The sequence below is a fragment of the Pseudoalteromonas sp. SaAl2 genome (assembly GCF_052947895.1).
Genome location: NZ_CM129605.1, coordinates 322,766 through 341,326, shown reverse-complemented (window position 1 = coordinate 341,326; position 18,561 = coordinate 322,766). Strand labels below are relative to the sequence as shown.

Here is an 18,561-nt window from a genome sequence, read left to right as displayed (position 1 = left end):
TAATCGTTCATTAAATGGCACTGAATGATACTGCTATCATTCTTTTTTACTTTTGAAAACTCTGTACAAATAACAATGTTATTCATACGAATTTTATTATCAGCTTTTCCAAATTTTTAAAGAGCATATTAATTAGTTAAGCCAGTGGCTTAGCTAACTAACAATCATCTGTGTGGACACTACGAACAAATAAGTTCTAAATCGTATAAGGAGGTGATCCAGCCCCAGGTTCCCCTAGGGCTACCTTGTTACGACTTCACCCCAGTCATGAATCACTCCGTGGTAAACGTCCTCCCGAGGGTTAGACTATCTACTTCTGGAGCAACCCACTCCCATGGTGTGACGGGCGGTGTGTACAAGGCCCGGGAACGTATTCACCGCGTCATTCTGATACGCGATTACTAGCGATTCCGACTTCATGGAGTCGAGTTGCAGACTCCAATCCGGACTACGACGCACTTTAAGTGATTCGCTTACTCTCGCGAGTTCGCAGCACTCTGTATGCGCCATTGTAGCACGTGTGTAGCCCTACACGTAAGGGCCATGATGACTTGACGTCGTCCCCACCTTCCTCCGGTTTATCACCGGCAGTCTCCTTAGAGTTCTCAGCATTACCTGCTAGCAACTAAGGATAGGGGTTGCGCTCGTTGCGGGACTTAACCCAACATCTCACAACACGAGCTGACGACAGCCATGCAGCACCTGTATCAGAGTTCCCGAAGGCACCAAACCATCTCTGGTAAGTTCTCTGTATGTCAAGTGTAGGTAAGGTTCTTCGCGTTGCATCGAATTAAACCACATGCTCCACCGCTTGTGCGGGCCCCCGTCAATTCATTTGAGTTTTAACCTTGCGGCCGTACTCCCCAGGCGGTCTACTTAATGCGTTAGCTTTGAAAAACAGAACCGAGGCTCCGAGCTTCTAGTAGACATCGTTTACGGCGTGGACTACCAGGGTATCTAATCCTGTTTGCTCCCCACGCTTTCGTACATGAGCGTCAGTGTTGACCCAGGTGGCTGCCTTCGCCATCGGTATTCCTTCAGATCTCTACGCATTTCACCGCTACACCTGAAATTCTACCACCCTCTATCACACTCTAGTTTGCCAGTTCGAAATGCAGTTCCCAGGTTGAGCCCGGGGCTTTCACATCTCGCTTAACAAACCGCCTGCGTACGCTTTACGCCCAGTAATTCCGATTAACGCTCGCACCCTCCGTATTACCGCGGCTGCTGGCACGGAGTTAGCCGGTGCTTCTTCTGTCAGTAACGTCACAGCTAGCAGGTATTAACTACTAACCTTTCCTCCTGACTGAAAGTGCTTTACAACCCGAAGGCCTTCTTCACACACGCGGCATGGCTGCATCAGGCTTGCGCCCATTGTGCAATATTCCCCACTGCTGCCTCCCGTAGGAGTCTGGACCGTGTCTCAGTTCCAGTGTGGCTGATCATCCTCTCAAACCAGCTAGGGATCGTTGCCTTGGTGAGCCATTACCTCACCAACTAGCTAATCCCACTTGGGCCAATCTTTAGGCGAGAGCCGAAGCCCCCTTTGGTCCGTAGACATCATGCGGTATTAGCAGTCGTTTCCAACTGTTGTCCCCCACCTAAAGGCATGTTCCCAAGCATTACTCACCCGTCCGCCGCTCGTCAGCAAAGTAGCAAGCTACTCTCTGTTACCGCTCGACTTGCATGTGTTAGGCCTGCCGCCAGCGTTCAATCTGAGCCATGATCAAACTCTTCAATTAAAAGTTTTTATGTTCCGAAGAACAGCTCAATGAATTCTGAATTTATTTAATATCTTTCGATATTGAATTGACTGTGCTGAATAATTACTAAAAGTAACTATTCTGTTGGTCACTCAGTTTCAATTGAGACTCTAAATTTTTTGCCTTGCTTAGCGAACTAAGCTTGGCTGTTAGAACTCAATCTGTACGAGTGCCCACACAGATGATTGCTTTATATTGTTAAAGAACGTTTGAGTTGCCTTAGCGACTCAAGGGAAGCGAATTTTACGCTTTCCTATTTTTTTGTCAACACTTAATTTTAAATTTTATGAAAAATCTAAACTCAAGTTTTACTTGACTCACTAAGTGGTTTGCTTGCCTCGCTAAGCGTTGCCTGCTCTGCCGTCTCAGTGGGGTCGCATTATAGGGAGAACAGATTTTTACGCAAGCGTTTTTTAAAGAAAACTTGAAATAAAGTGCTGTTCGCTCACTATTCATGCCAAACACTACAAAACCTATACTTAATTTACGTTTTAATAACCTGATTAAGTGATTTAATGTAAAAAGCCCAGTGAAAATCACTGGGCTTTTACTTGATAATAATTAGATGACACTTGAACAATGCTTAATTAAGCAATGCCGTATTGTTCACGGTATGCTTTAACCGCTTCTAGATGTTCATCCATTGTACCTTTGCTTTCAAGGTAACTAATAAGATCAGCTAATTTCACAATAGAAATAACCTTAGTACCAAAGTCACGTTCAACTTCTTGAATAGCTGATAACTCTGCTTTACCTTTCTCTTGGCGATCAAGTGCGATTAATACACCACTTAAGTCTGCACCATTTTGCGCAATGATTTCCATTGACTCACGAATAGCAGTACCTGCGGTTATCACATCATCAACTAACATGATTTTGCCTTTGAGCTCAGAGCCTACTAATGTACCACCTTCACCATGCGCTTTTTTCTCTTTACGGTTAAAGCAATAAGGCACATCTTTATTATGATGATCAGCCAACGCTACGGCTGTGGTGGTCGCAATTGGAATACCTTTATATGCTGGGCCAAATAAAACATCATAATCGATTGCCGCATCTTCTAAAGCTGCAGCATAAAAACGGCCAAGGCGTGCAAGGTCACGGCCAGTGTTAAATAAACCAGCATTGAAAAAGTAAGGGCTAGTACGGCCTGATTTTAAAGTAAACTCGCCAAATTTAAGTACCTGCTTTTCAAGTGCAAATTCAATAAACTCTATTTGATAATCTTTCATTACTATTAAACCTATTACTTTATTAAGCGAGTGCTTGCTTTTGCACGTCAATAATTTCGCGAATTGAATGTTTAGCTAAAGTTAGCAGCTCATCAAGCTCGTCAAACGAGAACGGTTCACCTTCGGCTGTACCTTGCACTTCGATGATTTTTCCTGTTTCAGTTAGAATCACATTCATGTCTGTTTCAGCATCAGAGTCTTCTAGGTATTCTAAATCACTAATCGCTTGGCCTTTATAAACGCCCACAGAAATTGCAGCGATCATGAATTTAAGAGGATTAGAGTTGATCATACCTTTGCTACGCATATGAGTCAGTGCATCGACTAAGGCAACACAAGCACCACTGATAGATGCAGTACGCGTACCGCCATCGGCTTGAATTACATCACAGTCGATTGTAATCGTGTTTTCACCTAATGCTTTTAAATCAACCGCAGCGCGAAGAGAGCGTGCTATTAAGCGTTGAATTTCCATTGTACGACCGCTTTGCTTTCCTCGCGCCGCTTCACGACCATTGCGAGTATGGGTTGAGCGCGGTAACATTCCGTACTCGGCAGTGATCCACCCTTTACCTTGGCCTTTCATAAAACGCGGTACACCTGATTCAACTGTAGCTGTACACAGTACTTTAGTATTCCCAAACTCAACCAGCACAGAGCCTTCGGCATGTAATGTATAATTACGTGTAAATGTAACCGGTCTAATTTGGTTAGGTGTTCTTTCGCTTGGACGCATTAACGATCCCCTTAATTCTGAATTTGACATATTATAAGTATATATAGCGGCAGATGCCATGGTGAATTGTAGAAATGCTATAAGCAAAAACAACATCAACAAAAATTTCCGCTAGAGCTTATGCAGTGATACGGTATAATCAGTTCAATATTGTTTAAATAAACTAGGAAACCATCCATGATCCACAGTATGACAGCTTACGCGCGTCGCGAAATAAAAGGCGATTGGGGCACTGGCACGTGGGAAGTACGTTCAGTTAACCAACGTTACCTTGAAACTTTTATTCGTGCGCCTGAGCAATTTCGTGGCATGGAGCCCGTTATTCGTGAACGCTTACGTAAGCACTTACAGCGCGGTAAAGTTGAAGTATTCTTAAAATTTGTTGCCAACCCTGCCCACGTTGGTGAGCTTTCAATAAATGAATCGCTTGCTGCGCAACTTATAAATAGTGCTAAATGGGTGCAACAACAAAGTAATGGTGACATTAACCCTGTTGATATCCTACGTTGGCCTGGTGTCATGGAAGCCGAAGAGCTTGATATGGACAGCGTTAACACCGCCCTTATTTCAGGCTTTGATCAAGTTATCGAAGACTTTAAATCGGCTAGAGCTGATGAAGGTGCAAACCTTGAAGAAATGATAGCCACACGTCTTGATGCTATTTTAGAGCAAGTTGCTGTTGTAGAAACCCACATGCCTGAAATAGCAAAATGGCAGCGTGAAAAATTAAATCAAAAGTTAGAGGATTTAAAAACCGATATCGATGAGTCTCGCTTAGAACAAGAGCTAATTTACCTTGCCCAAAAGCAAGATGTAGCTGAAGAACTAGACCGCTTAAAGTCGCATGTGAAAGAAACTAAAAAAATCCTTAAAAAAGGCGGCGCATGTGGCCGTCGTTTAGATTTTATGATGCAAGAGTTCAACCGCGAAGCAAACACCCTCGCCTCTAAATCAATTAACAGCGACATCACCAATGCAGCGGTAGAGCTAAAAGTTTTGATTGAGCAAATGCGTGAGCAGATCCAGAATATCGAGTAACCAAATACTCGCTTAAGTAAGCAACTTGAGCAATGTTCGTTAAATAAAGTACAATATCAATATTAAAGGCTTGAGTTATTCGTAACTCAAGCCTATTTATTTTTAGCAGAGAACAAATTCATGACGCAAACTCGCGGAAACTTATTTATATTATCAGCGCCTTCGGGGGCGGGTAAATCAAGCCTAATAAATGCTTTATTAGCAAAACACACTGATATGAAAGTATCTGTTTCGCACACTACTCGCTTGCCTCGCCCTGGTGAAGAAAATGCCGTGCACTATCATTTTGTAACAGTTGACGAGTTTAAACGCTTGATTGAACAAAATGACTTTTTTGAGTGGGCACAAGTATTTGATAACTATTACGGCACATCTAAGCAAGCGATTGAAGAGCAACTCGCTGCTGGTATCGATGTGTTTTTAGATATTGATTGGCAAGGCGCACAACAGATGCGTAAATTAGTTGATGACGTTGAAACTATTTTTATTCTTCCTCCATCCAAACAAGAATTAGAATCACGCTTAAATAGCCGAGGTCAAGATTCAGCCGAAGTAATTGCTGGACGTATGGCACAGGCGCAATCTGAAAGCTCTCACTATGATGAGTATGACTATGTAGTTGTAAATGATGATTTTAATACTGCACTGGCACAAATTGAAACAATAGTGCTTGCAAAACGCTTGTCGTTGCAATGTCAGTCAGTTCGTCATAAAGATCTAATTGCTGACTTAATAAAATAACTATTGATATATTTATAGATAAAAATTAACCACTAGCTATTGGCGAATCTTGCTGGGTGCAGTAAACTACGTCTTTGCTTAAAAATTTATTTGGAGTGCTGAAGATGGCTCGCGTAACTGTTGAAGATGCAGTAGATGCAATTGGTAATCGTTTTGACTTAATTTTAGTTGCGGCTCGTCGTGCCCGCCAAATCGCAGTGGGCGGTAAAAACCCACTGGTTGACCCAGAAAACGATAAGCCAACAGTCGTTGCTTTACGTGAAATTGAACTTGGTTTAGTTGATAGTTCATCAATGGATGTTATTGATCGTGAAGAGCAACAACACCAAGAAGCGGCTGAAATGGCTGCCGTTGCTGCTATCGTGGGTGGCAACCAATAATCTGACTTCCCGGTCCGATTTAGCCAACGGTGTAGTATTTCTACTCTAGCCGTTGGCAATCCCTTCTTTTCATCGTATATTCTTAACATACCGTTACCTATTTGCTTCACGAGAACATTGGAGTGTGAATGTATCTTTTTGAAGGTTTAAAAAAGAAAATATCAGAATACTTGCCACCGGCAGATGTAGAACTGGTACAAAAAGCCTATGTAGTTGCTCGAGAAGCGCACGAAGGTCAAACTCGCTCAAGTGGCGAACCTTATATAACTCACCCCGTTGAAGTGAGCCAAATTCTTGCGGGCATGCACTTAGACCATGAAACTCTCATGGCTGCCTTGATGCACGATGTAATCGAAGATACCGATTTTAGTCAACAAGACTTAGCCGAAATTTTTGGCGACACTGTTGCAGAGCTAGTTGAAGGCGTGAGCAAGCTCGATAAACTTAGCTTTAAAGATAAAAAAGAATTCCAAGCTGAAAACTATCGTAAAATGATTATGGCCATGACGCAGGATATTCGCGTTATTTTAATTAAGCTTGCCGACCGTACTCATAACATGCGAACTTTGGGAGCGCTTCGTCCTGATAAGCGACGCAGGATTGCAAGAGAAACACTTGAGATTTATGCACCCATCGCTAACCGTTTGGGTATTCATGATATTAAAAATGAACTAGAGGATTTAGGCTTTCAAGCCCTCTACCCTATGCGCCACAGAGCGCTAAAATCGGAAGTTGCAAAAGCACGTGGAAACCGCAAAGAAGTTATTTCAAATATTCAAACAGAAATAACAGCGCGTCTAGAAGAAGCGGGTATTACTGCAACTGTATCGGGGCGTGAAAAACACTTATATAGCATTTATAAAAAGATGCTAAATAAAGAGCTGCTGTTTAATGAAGTCATGGATATTTACGCGTTTAGAATTGCCGTAGAATCTATGGATACCTGCTACAGAGTGCTGGGTGTTGCGCATAACTTATACAAACCAATAGAAACTCGCTTTAAAGATTATATTGCCGTACCAAAAACCAATGGTTATCAATCTCTGCACACTTCACTTGTCGGCCCTCATGGCATTCCAGTTGAGATACAAATTCGTACTCATGATATGGACCATATGGCTGATAAAGGGGTAGCAGCACATTGGATGTACAAAAAAGCCGGTGATGGCGCAGGTCATACGGCGCAACAACGTGCTCGTCAATGGATGCAAAGCTTATTAGAGCTACAGCAAAGTGCAGGTTCATCATTTGAATTTGTTGAAAACGTTAAAACCGAATTATTCCCTGAAGAGATTTACGTATTTACTCCAGATGGCCGTATCGTCGAGTTGCCAATGGGTGCAACGGCTGTTGATTTTGCTTATGCTGTTCATACTGACGTAGGTAATACCTGTGTTGGAGCCAGGGTTAACCGCAAGCCTCACCCACTGAGTAAAGCATTAGATACAGGCCAAACCGTCGAAGTCATAACCAGCTCTGGTGCACACCCAAATGCAACTTGGCTTAACTTTATTGTTACCGGTAAAGCACGCTTAGGGATTCGTAATTACTTAAAAAATCAACATCAAGAAGAAGCGCTGCAATTAGGGAGGCGCTTACTTGATTCAGCATTAGGTGAAGCCAAATTCAGTGACTTACCTGATGAAAATATAACACGAGTATTGGACGAGCATAATTTAAACACTGTATTAGAGTTATTGGTTGAAATTGGCTCTGGTAATCTAATGAGTATGTTAATCGCTCGGCGTTTGCTGCAAAACGATGATGAAGATTTAAGCGATATAGCGAAGAATGCAAAAGCAACTATCATCGGCACCGAAGGCATGCTGGTTAACTACTCTAAATGTTGCCGCCCAGTGCCAGGTGATGCCATTACTGCCCATATAAGCCAAGGTAAAGGCGTTACCGTGCACCGCCAAGAATGTAAAAACATTCGAGGTTGGGAGTCTGAACGCTCTAAATACCTAATCGTAAAATGGGACGATAACCCAGAAAAAGAATATATTGCTGCCCTGCGCGTTGAAATAATCAACCATCAAGGCGCACTGGCAAAACTAACCAATGTCGTGGCAACTACACAAGCAAATATAGTTGAAATAACGACTGATGAAAAAGAAAGTAATCTCTATGTGATGGATCTTGGGATCACCGTTAAAAACCGTGTTCACGTTGCTAACATCATGCGCCGTATTCGCGTAATGCCTGATGTGCAAAAAAGTCTATCGTAAAAAATAATAGGAAAATCATGAACAAAGCATTTATTTCTACTGAACAAGCCCCTGCAGCTATTGGTACATACAGCCAAGCAGTTAAGGTCGGCACTGCAGTTTACCTATCAGGGCAAATACCACTTGTGCCTGAAACAATGGAAGTGATCTCAGAAGATTTTGCACAGCAGACTCACCAAGTGTTTAAAAACATCAGCGCGGTTTGCAAAGAGGCCGGTGGTACCATTCAAGACCTCGTTAAAGTAAATATATACCTAACGGATCTATCAAACTTTGCTACTGTTAACGAAGTAATGAGCCAATACTTCAAAGCTCCTTATCCTGCCCGTGCAGCAATAGGCGTTCGCGCTTTACCTAAAAACGTACAAGTTGAAATAGATGGCATCATGGAATTGCCTTCAACCAACTAAACCTATCAGGCATCCAAACTATTTGGATGCCACTCCCCTCTAATAGCCACCCTAATTTCTTGACAGTTATTAATTTCTCTAGCACTCTATAATGATAAAAATAAAAACCTTTAACTTTAGTAGTGCAAAAGGATAATGTGTGTTTAAGCTAGCCCATAATGGTAACGTATTACTGGATGTAATAGAGCATTCACCTCCCAGCGCCGCTTTTGTAATTGAAGCGCTTGAGCGATCTAAATTTTGTGAATGTCGTGTTGATCAAGAGTCCATTAAAGCCTATTTTGATGCGCCTAGTAATGAGCGTACTATTGTCGTTGCCAGTAAACATGATGCTACTCTCGTTGTAGCTATCAGTGACGATAAAATGCTTGCAACCGGTGAACTAACATTAGCGCAAGGTGGTAAAGTTCTCGACTTGGATACAGCCAAACAACAATTAATAAAAGCAGGTATCGCAAGAGGGTATAAGCAAGCCTTTTTAGAGCAGCTATTACAACAACAATTTGAACTACCCGCGGGACATACAGCGAAAGGAATATTAGCCAAAGGCCGCCTCCCGGTAGATGGGTTATCGTCACGATTAATCCCGCAAGTACAAACTTTAAAAGAACGTTTAAATGCCCCCAAACTGCGTGAAGATGGCACCGTAGATATGCGTGACTTCGGCAAGCTCGCAAGTGTTGAGCCTGGTGTACTTCTAATTCAACAACAACCTGCAACTCCCGGCAAAGAAGGCTTTACGGTGACTGGTGATTCGCTTCCAGCAAAACCAGGCGAAAGCTTCTCTTTAGTCGCAGGTGAAGGCACTGAAATATCAAAAACAAACCCTTTAGAACTGGTTTCGACTATTTCCGGAGTGCCTGTTGAAATAACCAATGGTATGCGCGTTGATGACATTTATACCGTTAAAGACGTTAATGTTAAAAGCGGCCATGTTAACTTTGATGGCAGTGTTATCGTTACCCAAAATATTGAACCTGGTATGAAGGTCACTGCAAAAGGTGATATTACTGTCATGGGTACCGTTGAATCTGGCGAACTCACCGCTCAAGGCAATATTACTATCAAGCAAGGAGTTATCGGCCACCAGCTAGATGATAAGTCTTTATCTTGCAAAATTATCAGTGCTGGTGATATCCACCTTTCTCATGCTCAATATAGCTTCATCAGCGGCAACAATATTTTTATTGAGCGCCAAGCGAGCCACTGTATGATGAAAGCCACGCGTTTATTACAAGTTGGTCAAAAAGATAACCCTCAAGGCAAAATATTTGGTGGTGAAGTACTTGATGCCGGTATGATCATCGCTGGCGAAATAGGCAATGAATCTGGCGCTAAAATGTTAATTAATATGGCAACTTCTGGTAAAGAGATCACTGAAGAGACTGACAACTGTTTTAAAGAGTTAGCTAAAACAGATGAGCAACTCGACACCTTGCAAGCAGCCTTAGAAAAAGCTGATTTAGTTAAAGATGCAGATAAGAAAAAGCAACTTATCGCAAAAATAGGTGCCACCCAACAGCATTACTGCCAGCAGGCGGAGCAACTTGAACAACGCCTTTCAAAATTAGAGCATCATTTACATGACTTACTTAATGACGCAAATTTAGCAGTGAACAAGGTACTTCACTCCGGTGTTGAAATTCATATTTTTGATAAAGTTTTAAAAACTAACCGTAACTACCCTCCTTGCAATGTAAAATTACAAGAAGGTAAAATCGAAGTAGAGTTTAAAACTAGTTAACTTCAAAGTTAAACATTCAGAGGCCTTACGCCTCTGGATCTGAACTTATTTTAGAGTATTCCTGCTACTTCTTGCTTTAGCTCTTCGCTCCAAACACCAACCTGAACTTGACCAATATGTGGCTTTTGTAACAGCAACATTGCTAGTCGAGACTGCCCGATACCACCACCAATGGTTTGTGGAAATTCATTTGCCAGTAGCTGTTTATGCCAATCGAATTCTAAACGCGCTTGATCTGCAGTAATTTCAAGCTGCTTCATTAATGCATCTGGACTTACTCGAATGCCCATTGATGATATTTCAAAAGCATCTTCTAGTACTGGGTTCCAGACAAGAATATCACCGTTTAAGCCACTGTATTGTTCACACGTTTGGGTAGACCAATCGTCATAATCCGGTGCACGCACATCATGTATTTTACCATCACCTAGTTGACCTCCAATACCAATTAAAAACACAGCTCCATACTCTTGTGCAATCGCTTTTTCGCGCTGCTTTGCGGTAAAGTCAGGATACATTTGGCGAAGTTGTTCTGAATGTACAAAGGTAATTTTCTCAGGCAAAAAACCTGCGATACCAAATTCATCTGCAACAAACTGCTCTGTTGCTTTTAAGCCTTGATAGAGCGAGTTGACAGTCTCTTTGAGTTTTTCAAGTGAGCGCTCTGATGTGGCACAAATAACCTTTTCCCAATCCCATTGATCAACATAAACTGAGTGAATTGGGCTCAAAGATTCTTCATCTGGGCGCAATGCTTTCATGTGAGTGTATAGCCCTTCGCCTACCGCAAAGCCATGTTGTGCCAAGGTTTTACGCTTCCACTTAGCGAGTGAGTGTACAACTTCGAATTGACTACCTGGGAGCGTTTTTACCGATACGCTTACCGCGTTTTCAGTGCCACTTAAGTTATCTTGAATGCCATCACCCACTTTAGCCAAAATGGGGGCCTGTACTTCAATTAGCCCTAATTTCTGCTCAAGCTGCTGTGAAAAAAACTGCTTAACTTTACTTATTTGCTGCTGTTGCTGCACATAGTGTGAACTCATAATAATTGGCCTCATTCCCAGTTATTGTTACTTGCTTATTTTGTCGCTGCGACAAACTTCAATAAAGCAATCCTCAACCATTTAGCAACAAAATTCAATAACCAACAACAAAAACAGCCTCAACATATAATTTCAATTAAAATAGTGGTATAAAAAACAAATATTCAATAATTATAGAGCCAAAATTATATGGAAAATTATCAAATCGATAATCTCGATAAACAGATACTTCACGCCTTAATGGATAATGCGCGCACAGCTTATGCCGAATTAGCTAAACGCTTTGCTGTAAGTGCCGGCACAATTCACGTGCGCGTAGAAAAAATGAAGCAAGCAGGTATTATTGCTGGCACGCAAGTAAAGATTGATGCAAAACAGCTTGGCTATGATGTGTGCTGCTTTATTGGCATTAACTTAAATAACGCGCGAGATTACCCACAAACCTTGATACTGCTTAAGGAGCTTGAAGAAGTTGTTGAGGCGTATTACACCACCGGTAACTACAGCATATTTATAAAGGTAATGACCCGTTCAATTGACCACCTACAAGATGTATTAATCAATAAAATACAGGCCATAGAAGCAATACAATCGACAGAAACTCTGATCTCACTGCAAAACCCCATTAGCCGCAGTGTTATGCCTTAAGGTATAATTACGTTAATTACGAGTTAAAAGAGAAAATAAAGAATGGAAAACACACGTTTTCATCGAGTTAAAAGTGTATTGGATCGCCGCCAAACAGATTTAACTGTATGCTTAGAAGATGTGCATAAGCACCATAATTTATCAGCCATAGTAAGAAGCGCTGATGCTGTGGGCTGCCACCATGTGCATGCTGTATGGCCTGAGAATCAAAAATGGCTTACCAATAATACTTCTGGAGGAAGCAAGAACCTGGATTGATACACACCTTCATAAAAATATAGATGATGCTGTCAGTACAATGCGTAACCACAACCCTGACGTACAAATACTTGCAACACACTTGAGCCCAGATGCAATTGATTATCGTGATATTGATTACACAAAACCCACCGCAATTATTGTAGGCCAAGAAAAAACTGGGATTTCGCCAACTGCACTGGCCCACGCCGATAAAAATATCATTATTCCAATGCAAGGAATGGCACAATCATTAAATGTATCTGTGGCTGCTGCACTGATTTTATTCGAAGCACAACATCAGCGCTTAAAGGCGGGCTTATACAATCGTAATATGTTGCCAAGCGGCATAAAGCATACGATGCTGTTTGAAGGTTGCCATCCAATTATTGCACAAAAGTGCAAAGAAAAGTCTTTACCTTATCCTGCACTGGATGACAATGGCGAGATCATCGCGGATGAAGCTTTTTGGCACACACTAAAACATGCTTGATGCCTTGCTTGTTCGCACGTAAACTCAAAAACATCTAAAAATGAAAGTGTTGAGCCTATTTTGTCAAAGCCTGATTTAAGTCGTTACCCAATTACAGATCTCAAAGGTGTTGGGCCAAAAATGGCTGAGCGCCTAAAAAAGTTAGGCATTACTACAGTACAAGATATGCTCTTTCATTTGCCGTTACGATATGAAGATCGCACTCGAATTTATGCCATCAATGAGTTACAACCTCACAGCCATGTCAGTATTGAAGCCACCATCGAAACCAGTCAAATAACCTTTGGTAAGCGCCGAATGCTAGTGTGCCAGGTAAACGATGGCACAGGTAGATTAACACTGCGATTTTTTAATTTTAGTGCTGCGCAAAAAAATGCCATGAGTGGGGGGAAAATCATTCGTTGTTTTGGGGAAATTCGCCGCGGGCGTGTTGGCTTTGAAATGACTCATCCTGAGTACAGTATTAGCGACACACCTTCTGAGCAACCTACAGCAACAACATTAACACCTGTGTACTCAACCACCGAAGGTTTAAAACAACTCTCTATTCGCGCTTTGAGTGATCAAGCCATTACATTATTAGAGAAATATCAAATTGAAGAGTTATTACCCGAGCAGTTTCAACATGCAGGGATAGGACTGACACAGGCTTTATATCTACTTCACCGCCCTAACAATGATGTAGATGTTACCGCGTTAGAGCTTGGCACTCACCCTGCTCAACAAAGGCTGGTATTCGAAGAGTTATTGGCACAAAACCTAAGCTTATTAAAGTTACGCCAACAAGGTCAGCAAGTAAAAGCCGTCGCGCTTACTGCTAGTCAGCAACTTGAGAATAACTTTCTTGCTCAACTCTCCTTTGCCCCGACTAACGCGCAAAGTCGCGTGGTGAACGAGATTAAAGCCGACTTACAACATACTTATCCAATGATGCGTTTGGTTCAAGGTGATGTAGGCTCAGGTAAAACCTTGGTAGCAGCTTTAAGTGCGCTGACAGCAATAGCACAGGGCTATCAGGTTGCATTAATGGCTCCTACAGAAATACTTTCTGAGCAACACGGTATTACCTTTACTCAGTGGTTTACAGACTTAGGCATAACAACGGCCTGGCTTGGTGGTAAAACTAAAGGGAAAGAGCGTAATGCAACACTAGAAAAAATCGCTTCAGGTGAAGCACAAATGATTGTAGGGACGCATGCATTATTTCAAGAGCAAGTTACATTTAATAACCTGGTACTAATTATAATTGATGAGCAACACCGGTTCGGTGTTCATCAGCGTTTATCACTGCGTGAAAAAGGCCGATTTGGAGATTGCTACCCGCACCAGTTAGTGATGACAGCAACACCCATCCCTCGTACACTTGCGATGACAGCCTACGCCGACCTAGAAACCTCGGTGATAGATGAATTACCACCTGGGCGCACACCAATCACCACAGTTGCAATACCTGATACGCGCCGTGATGAAATCATTAATCGTGTGAAAACAGCGTGCAATGAGCAAGGTAGGCAAGTGTATTGGGTGTGCACCTTAATTGATGAATCCGAAGTACTGCAATGCCAAGCGGCTGAAGACTCTGCATTACAATTAACCCAAGCACTCCCAGAGTTAAAAGTGGGCCTTGTACATGGACGAATGAAACCCGCAGAAAAACAAGCCATCATGAGTGATTTTAAAGCAGGCAACATTCACGTATTGGTGGCAACAACAGTCATAGAGGTGGGCGTAGATGTACCAAATGCCAGTTTAATCATTATTGAAAATCCTGAGCGATTGGGACTTGCACAGTTACACCAATTACGCGGACGCGTAGGCCGTGGTGCTGTTGCTTCTCACTGTGTGCTGCTTTATCACGCCCCTTTATCTGCAACAGCACAAAAACGCTTAGGAGTATTAAGAGATAGTAATGATGGCTTTGTTATTGCTGAGCGTGATTTAGAAATACGCGGGCCAGGTGAGGTGCTTGGTACTAAGCAGACAGGATTAGCTGAGTTTAAAATCGCTGATTTAAACCGTGATAAACAAACACTCAATCAAGTTAGGCCTATCGCAATGCAAATGCTTAACCAATACCCAGAGCAAGTAGAAAAGCTCATCCAGCGCTGGCTTGCTGGTAAGTCAGCTTATGCACAGGCTTAAAGCATTAAATATTGTGCAAACAAAGGTTAAACATACAAAGAAGCTACAAGGCCCCAAGCAATAGCAACAGGGCCTTAAAAATTAATATAGAATCCTAAAACTTATATTCCATACCTAACGCTATATAGTCTTGATCCACATCACTCTCTAAATCATAGGTTGAATAAAAGCCAAACAACTTAATATTTTTTGTAAACTTATGATCAACACCTACTGAGATCGCAGAGTTGTTATCACCATCTTTAAAATCAATCGTTTGATACTGTAATTTGAACGTATTGCTATTCAAAGTATATGCCGCATTGACTAAATAGCCATCAGCTTCACCAGTCCCATCAACTTTTTCTTGCTTTTGATACATAGCGCCTAATTTAATATCAGCCACTTTACCTTGAAGACTTGCGCGGATGACATCATACCCATTTACTTCGCTATCAGCTGCAATAGATGCATAAAGTTTGCTTTTTTTAAGACCCGAATCTCCGTATGTAAGAGCTAATGAATAACCATTCTCTCCTTCACTGTCTTTTTCGGCAACATAAGTTGCAAGCACTTTTAAACCATTAAAGTCATTCGAAGAATAGGTAACCGTATCACTTAAGCGGTTATCACCTTTAAATAGATTTTTTATATCACCTTCAAGGTCGTTAAATAAGTCCAACTTCCCTTGAGATTGCTTTAAAGCTGTATCATTGCGACCAATAACGAGTTGCCCAAAGCTGCCTTGCAAACCAACATATTGATTACGAGAAGTAAAAGTATCTTTTGAGTCATCTGATACATTGACCTGAAATTCAAATTTGTAAACAGCTTCTAAGCCTTCACGCAGCTTTTCTGAGCCTTTGAACCCGATACGAGAAGCATTACTCTTAACCTCTGTAAACGATTCATCGCCATCATCTGAGGACTGCACGGTTACATTTGCTTTACCGTACACATGTACATCCGCAAATGCCGAAAAAGATAAACCACCAAATAAAGCTAGGAATAAGCTAGACTTTGCAAATTTCATGTCGTTTCCTCAATAATCGCAACGAAAAACACATACTCGTGTTTGATTGAGCGCAGTGTGCCAGTGAAAAATGACAGAAAGATGACAACTGAAACAAAAACGTCAATTTATATTCATAAAAAGTAATTATTTTTGTAATTAAAGTATATTTTTAAGAACATGCGTTGGTTATAAAGTTAGACAGTCTGTAGTATATGTTGGACTTATTAAAACTGTACTGCACCACAACTTATAAACACATGGTCAGTTCATTATAGAAGCAATACGATTAGTTTAAACAAAAATAAATATTTTGCTATATTACAGCTTCATTTACATTTATTTACATTAACTTTATACCAAAAAATGTAACAATATAACAACACATAAAATAACTAATAATATGCTTTGCTCACTTAATACTTGCTAGTAAAGGTGATCTCCGCCAGCCATAATAAGCGCTCATTTTTTATTATCCCCATTCTCAAAATAAAAAAACAAACACAACAAAATGATAACTATTATCACTTCCAATTAAAATTCAAACATGTCATATTCGCTATGTTATAACATTTAAAAGCAATAATTACTTACACTACTTAAATTCAGGTTGGAAAAAAATGAAAAGGTCTGCTCTAACAGTAAGTGTTCTTACTGGTTTATTTTCAATGCAATCATTTGCAACTCAATCTATTGAAAAACTTGAAGTTCAAGGTACGCGTACACCACTTTATAGTACCCGAGATGTAAATGCCTCGGCACTAGGGATCAAAGATCCTCAGTTTTTACCTATTTCTATTCAATCTTTTTCTGAAGAGTTAATAACGAATCAAAGAGTAAAAACTTTGAGCGAAGTGCTTGCTAATGATGCATCTGTACAAAATACGGCTATCGGCACAGTATTTGATTTTGTCAGCCTGAGGGGCTTTCAACTCGATTGGACAAATGGTCTAAGACGAGATGGGCTCGCTCTTGCTCCTTATCAGGATGTTCCACTGGAGAATATTCAACGAATCGATATTATTAAAGGCCCATCAAGTTTGGTCTCAGGTTTTAATAATCCTGGCGGTACGATTAACTATGTAACGAAGCGCCCAACGATGGACTCCTTTTTAGATATCACGACAGAATTTCGTAGTCGTGCGGGCCGTTATATTCATGTAGATTTTGGTGGCCCCTTAGATAGTGAGCAAACTTTTGGCTATCGTATCAATGCCGCAGTAGAAAAAAATGGCGACTTTACCGGTGGTGACGATCTAGAAAGGCACTTTTTCAGCGCAGCTCTAGACTGGCAACTGTCTGACCGTATTTTTATTCGCTTAGATGGCGACTATCAAGACAAAAGCACTGTATCACAACCACTTATTGGTTTAGCGCGTGACCCAAATGATGATAGCCATTCCGTGCTCCCTCCTTATGTAGACACGAGTGAAATATTACTTGGCCAACCTTGGGCAAGATATAAAACCGAGTCCTTCAATATAGCGGCGCGAGTGGATTTTTGGCTCAATGATAATTGGCAGTGGGTTAACCAAGTCGCACTTTCTGGGAATGACAGATTCACTATTTTTCCTGATATATATTCAGTTGACTTAGAAGGAAATGTTCTATCAGCAAGTATTCAAGTCACGCCAGATGAAACCTATGATACGGTTTCTGCCCACAGCTTCTTTACAGGGCAACTTGTTACTGCAGGTATTGAACATGAACTCGTTATTGGCGCAAGTATTCGTGACTACCAATCTAAAGATGGTCGCTGGTTTGAGTTAGACAATCCTGTTGGTAACATATTTAGCCCTACACATGTAAGTAAACCTGAATTCCCAGAATACCCCGACCCAACAACAACAGACACAACCGAAAGCTCATTTTTCATTACCGATACCCTGCATTTTAATGATGTATTTTATGCGACTCTAGGGCTGCGTCATATTCAATATAAAAAAGATCAGACCGCACCAAACCAAGCTAAATCAACATTAGATAATCGCACCTTCAGCACACCTATCATTGGCTTAAATTATAACCCGAACGATCAACTCGCTTTTTATGCCAGTTACTCTGAAGGTGCTGGAGAAGGTGGCGTAGCAGTAATTGGCAGTGGAGCAATTAATGAGGGCGAATCGTTAGGGCCACAAGAAAGTGAACAAATAGAAGCCGGTATAAAATACCAAACTGACTCAATGAACTATTCCGTTGCAGTATTCGAAATTGAAAAAATGCTGGAATATCATAACCACATCACCAATTACTTTGTACAAGATGGGACTCAATCTCATAAAGGTATCGAACTTAATGCCAGCGGCTCGTTTATTAAAGGCCTATCGACTGTTGCTTCGATAACATTTATGGACCCTAGTTTGGATGAACTTGATGGTGAACCCGCACTCAATGGTAACCGTCCTGCAAATGTACCTAAATTCCAAGCAAATTTATTTTTAGATTATCAACTACCTTTCTTAGAAAACCTAAGTGTAAATGCAGGCATGTTTCATGTGGGTGAACGGGAACAAAATGTTAATAACAATTTGAACCTTCCGGCTTATACACGCTTTGATTTAGGTGCCAAATATCACTTTAGTGATTTTAATACCACACTGCGAATTAAGGCCGAAAACCTATTTGATAAAGAGTACTGGCTGTCTGGCGGTGCTAAAGGCATAGATTGGGGCGTCGCACCAGGTCGCGGCCGGACACTTATTGCATCATTAAGCGTCAGCTTTTAAGGATAA

Annotated in this window: 13 protein-coding genes, 1 rRNA gene and 1 pseudogene; 10 read left to right on the top strand and 5 right to left on the bottom strand. The window is 41.3% G+C overall.

The genetic code is table 11. The features are described from left to right. Window positions 1-206: 206 nt before the first annotated feature. The 3 genes from ACU8V8_RS01630 to rph all read right to left on the bottom strand — a co-directional run bounded on the left by ACU8V8_RS01630 (window position 207) and on the right by rph (window position 3,731). A 16S ribosomal RNA gene (locus ACU8V8_RS01630) occupies window positions 207-1,742 on the bottom strand. Window positions 1,743-2,350: 608 nt separating this feature from the next. Next, a complete protein-coding gene (pyrE, locus tag ACU8V8_RS01625; RefSeq protein WP_087533049.1) occupies window positions 2,351-2,995 on the bottom strand; it encodes an orotate phosphoribosyltransferase in 645 nt (214 codons plus the stop codon). Window positions 2,996-3,017: 22 nt separating this feature from the next. After that, window positions 3,018-3,731, bottom strand: coding sequence for a ribonuclease PH (rph, locus tag ACU8V8_RS01620; protein WP_058560283.1), 714 nt, complete (start codon window positions 3,729-3,731; stop codon window positions 3,018-3,020). 177 nt (window positions 3,732-3,908) lie between these two features. Here rph and ACU8V8_RS01615 point away from each other — a divergent pair, with 177 nt between their 5' ends. From ACU8V8_RS01615 to ACU8V8_RS01590, 6 genes are all read left to right on the top strand, one after another. Further along, window positions 3,909-4,769 carry a YicC/YloC family endoribonuclease gene (locus tag ACU8V8_RS01615; protein ID WP_290209522.1) on the top strand — a complete coding sequence of 287 codons (861 nt, stop codon included), beginning with the start codon at window positions 3,909-3,911 and terminating at the stop codon, window positions 4,767-4,769. Window positions 4,770-4,889: 120 nt separating this feature from the next. Beyond that, complete coding sequence (gene gmk / locus ACU8V8_RS01610; RefSeq protein WP_446888618.1) at window positions 4,890-5,510, top strand: guanylate kinase; 621 nt, start codon at window positions 4,890-4,892, stop codon at window positions 5,508-5,510. A 104-nt stretch (window positions 5,511-5,614) separates the two neighbouring features. Beyond that, complete coding sequence (gene rpoZ / locus ACU8V8_RS01605) at window positions 5,615-5,890, top strand: DNA-directed RNA polymerase subunit omega (protein WP_058560306.1); 276 nt, start codon at window positions 5,615-5,617, stop codon at window positions 5,888-5,890. Between the two features lie 128 nt (window positions 5,891-6,018). Beyond that, window positions 6,019-8,118 (top strand): bifunctional GTP diphosphokinase/guanosine-3',5'-bis pyrophosphate 3'-pyrophosphohydrolase, encoded by a 2,100-nt coding sequence (gene spoT, locus ACU8V8_RS01600; protein WP_446888617.1) that lies wholly within the window; start codon window positions 6,019-6,021, stop codon window positions 8,116-8,118. 17 nt (window positions 8,119-8,135) lie between these two features. Then, window positions 8,136-8,528 (top strand): RidA family protein, encoded by a 393-nt coding sequence (locus ACU8V8_RS01595; RefSeq protein ID WP_446888616.1) that lies wholly within the window; start codon window positions 8,136-8,138, stop codon window positions 8,526-8,528. A gap of 139 nt (window positions 8,529-8,667) precedes the next feature. Continuing rightward, the gene (locus ACU8V8_RS01590; RefSeq protein WP_446888615.1) at window positions 8,668-10,272 is read left to right on the top strand and encodes a DUF342 domain-containing protein; all 1,605 of its coding nucleotides are present in this window, start codon (window positions 8,668-8,670) and stop codon (window positions 10,270-10,272) included. 50 nt (window positions 10,273-10,322) lie between these two features. On the opposite strand, the gene asnA is transcribed toward ACU8V8_RS01590, so the two are convergent. Then, entirely contained in the window at window positions 10,323-11,318 is a 996-nt protein-coding gene (asnA, locus tag ACU8V8_RS01585) for an aspartate--ammonia ligase (protein ID WP_446888614.1), read from the bottom strand. A gap of 189 nt (window positions 11,319-11,507) precedes the next feature. On the opposite strand from asnA, the gene asnC reads away from it, so the two are divergent. From asnC to recG, 3 genes and pseudogenes are all read left to right on the top strand, one after another. Next, on the top strand, window positions 11,508-11,966 hold the full coding sequence (asnC, locus tag ACU8V8_RS01580; protein ID WP_446888613.1) for a transcriptional regulator AsnC: 459 nt from the start codon (window positions 11,508-11,510) through the stop codon (window positions 11,964-11,966). A 42-nt stretch (window positions 11,967-12,008) separates the two neighbouring features. Then, window positions 12,009-12,696: pseudogene (gene trmH, locus ACU8V8_RS01575) on the top strand (tRNA (guanosine(18)-2'-O)-methyltransferase TrmH). A 60-nt stretch (window positions 12,697-12,756) separates the two neighbouring features. Then, the gene (recG, locus tag ACU8V8_RS01570) at window positions 12,757-14,838 is read left to right on the top strand and encodes an ATP-dependent DNA helicase RecG (RefSeq protein ID WP_446888612.1); all 2,082 of its coding nucleotides are present in this window, start codon (window positions 12,757-12,759) and stop codon (window positions 14,836-14,838) included. A gap of 94 nt (window positions 14,839-14,932) precedes the next feature. Here the strand turns inward: recG and ACU8V8_RS01565 are convergent, their stop codons facing one another. Next, window positions 14,933-15,850, bottom strand: coding sequence for a porin (locus tag ACU8V8_RS01565; RefSeq protein WP_192542748.1), 918 nt, complete (start codon window positions 15,848-15,850; stop codon window positions 14,933-14,935). Window positions 15,851-16,449: 599 nt separating this feature from the next. Between ACU8V8_RS01565 and ACU8V8_RS01560 the strand changes: the two genes are divergently transcribed. Continuing rightward, window positions 16,450-18,555, top strand: coding sequence for a TonB-dependent siderophore receptor (locus ACU8V8_RS01560; RefSeq protein WP_192542749.1), 2,106 nt, complete (start codon window positions 16,450-16,452; stop codon window positions 18,553-18,555). Window positions 18,556-18,561 lie beyond the last annotated feature (6 nt).

Bases quoted from the DNA above. Each gene is read 5' to 3' on its own strand.
- ACU8V8_RS01615 (WP_290209522.1), top strand. From the start codon at position 3,909: ATGATCCACAGTATGACAGCTTACGCGCGTCGCGAAATAAAAGGCGAT.
- spoT (WP_446888617.1), top strand. From the start codon at position 6,019: ATGTATCTTTTTGAAGGTTTAAAAAAGAAAATATCAGAATACTTGCCA.
- ACU8V8_RS01595 (WP_446888616.1), top strand. From the start codon at position 8,136: ATGAACAAAGCATTTATTTCTACTGAACAAGCCCCTGCAGCTATTGGT.
- pyrE (WP_087533049.1), bottom strand. From the start codon at position 2,995: ATGAAAGATTATCAAATAGAGTTTATTGAATTTGCACTTGAAAAGCAG.
- rph (WP_058560283.1), bottom strand. From the start codon at position 3,731: ATGCGTCCAAGCGAAAGAACACCTAACCAAATTAGACCGGTTACATTT.
- gmk (WP_446888618.1), top strand. From the start codon at position 4,890: ATGACGCAAACTCGCGGAAACTTATTTATATTATCAGCGCCTTCGGGG.
- rpoZ (WP_058560306.1), top strand. From the start codon at position 5,615: ATGGCTCGCGTAACTGTTGAAGATGCAGTAGATGCAATTGGTAATCGT.
- asnA (WP_446888614.1), bottom strand. From the start codon at position 11,318: ATGAGTTCACACTATGTGCAGCAACAGCAGCAAATAAGTAAAGTTAAG.
- ACU8V8_RS01560 (WP_192542749.1), top strand. From the start codon at position 16,450: ATGAAAAGGTCTGCTCTAACAGTAAGTGTTCTTACTGGTTTATTTTCA.
- ACU8V8_RS01565 (WP_192542748.1), bottom strand. From the start codon at position 15,850: ATGAAATTTGCAAAGTCTAGCTTATTCCTAGCTTTATTTGGTGGTTTA.
- asnC (WP_446888613.1), top strand. From the start codon at position 11,508: ATGGAAAATTATCAAATCGATAATCTCGATAAACAGATACTTCACGCC.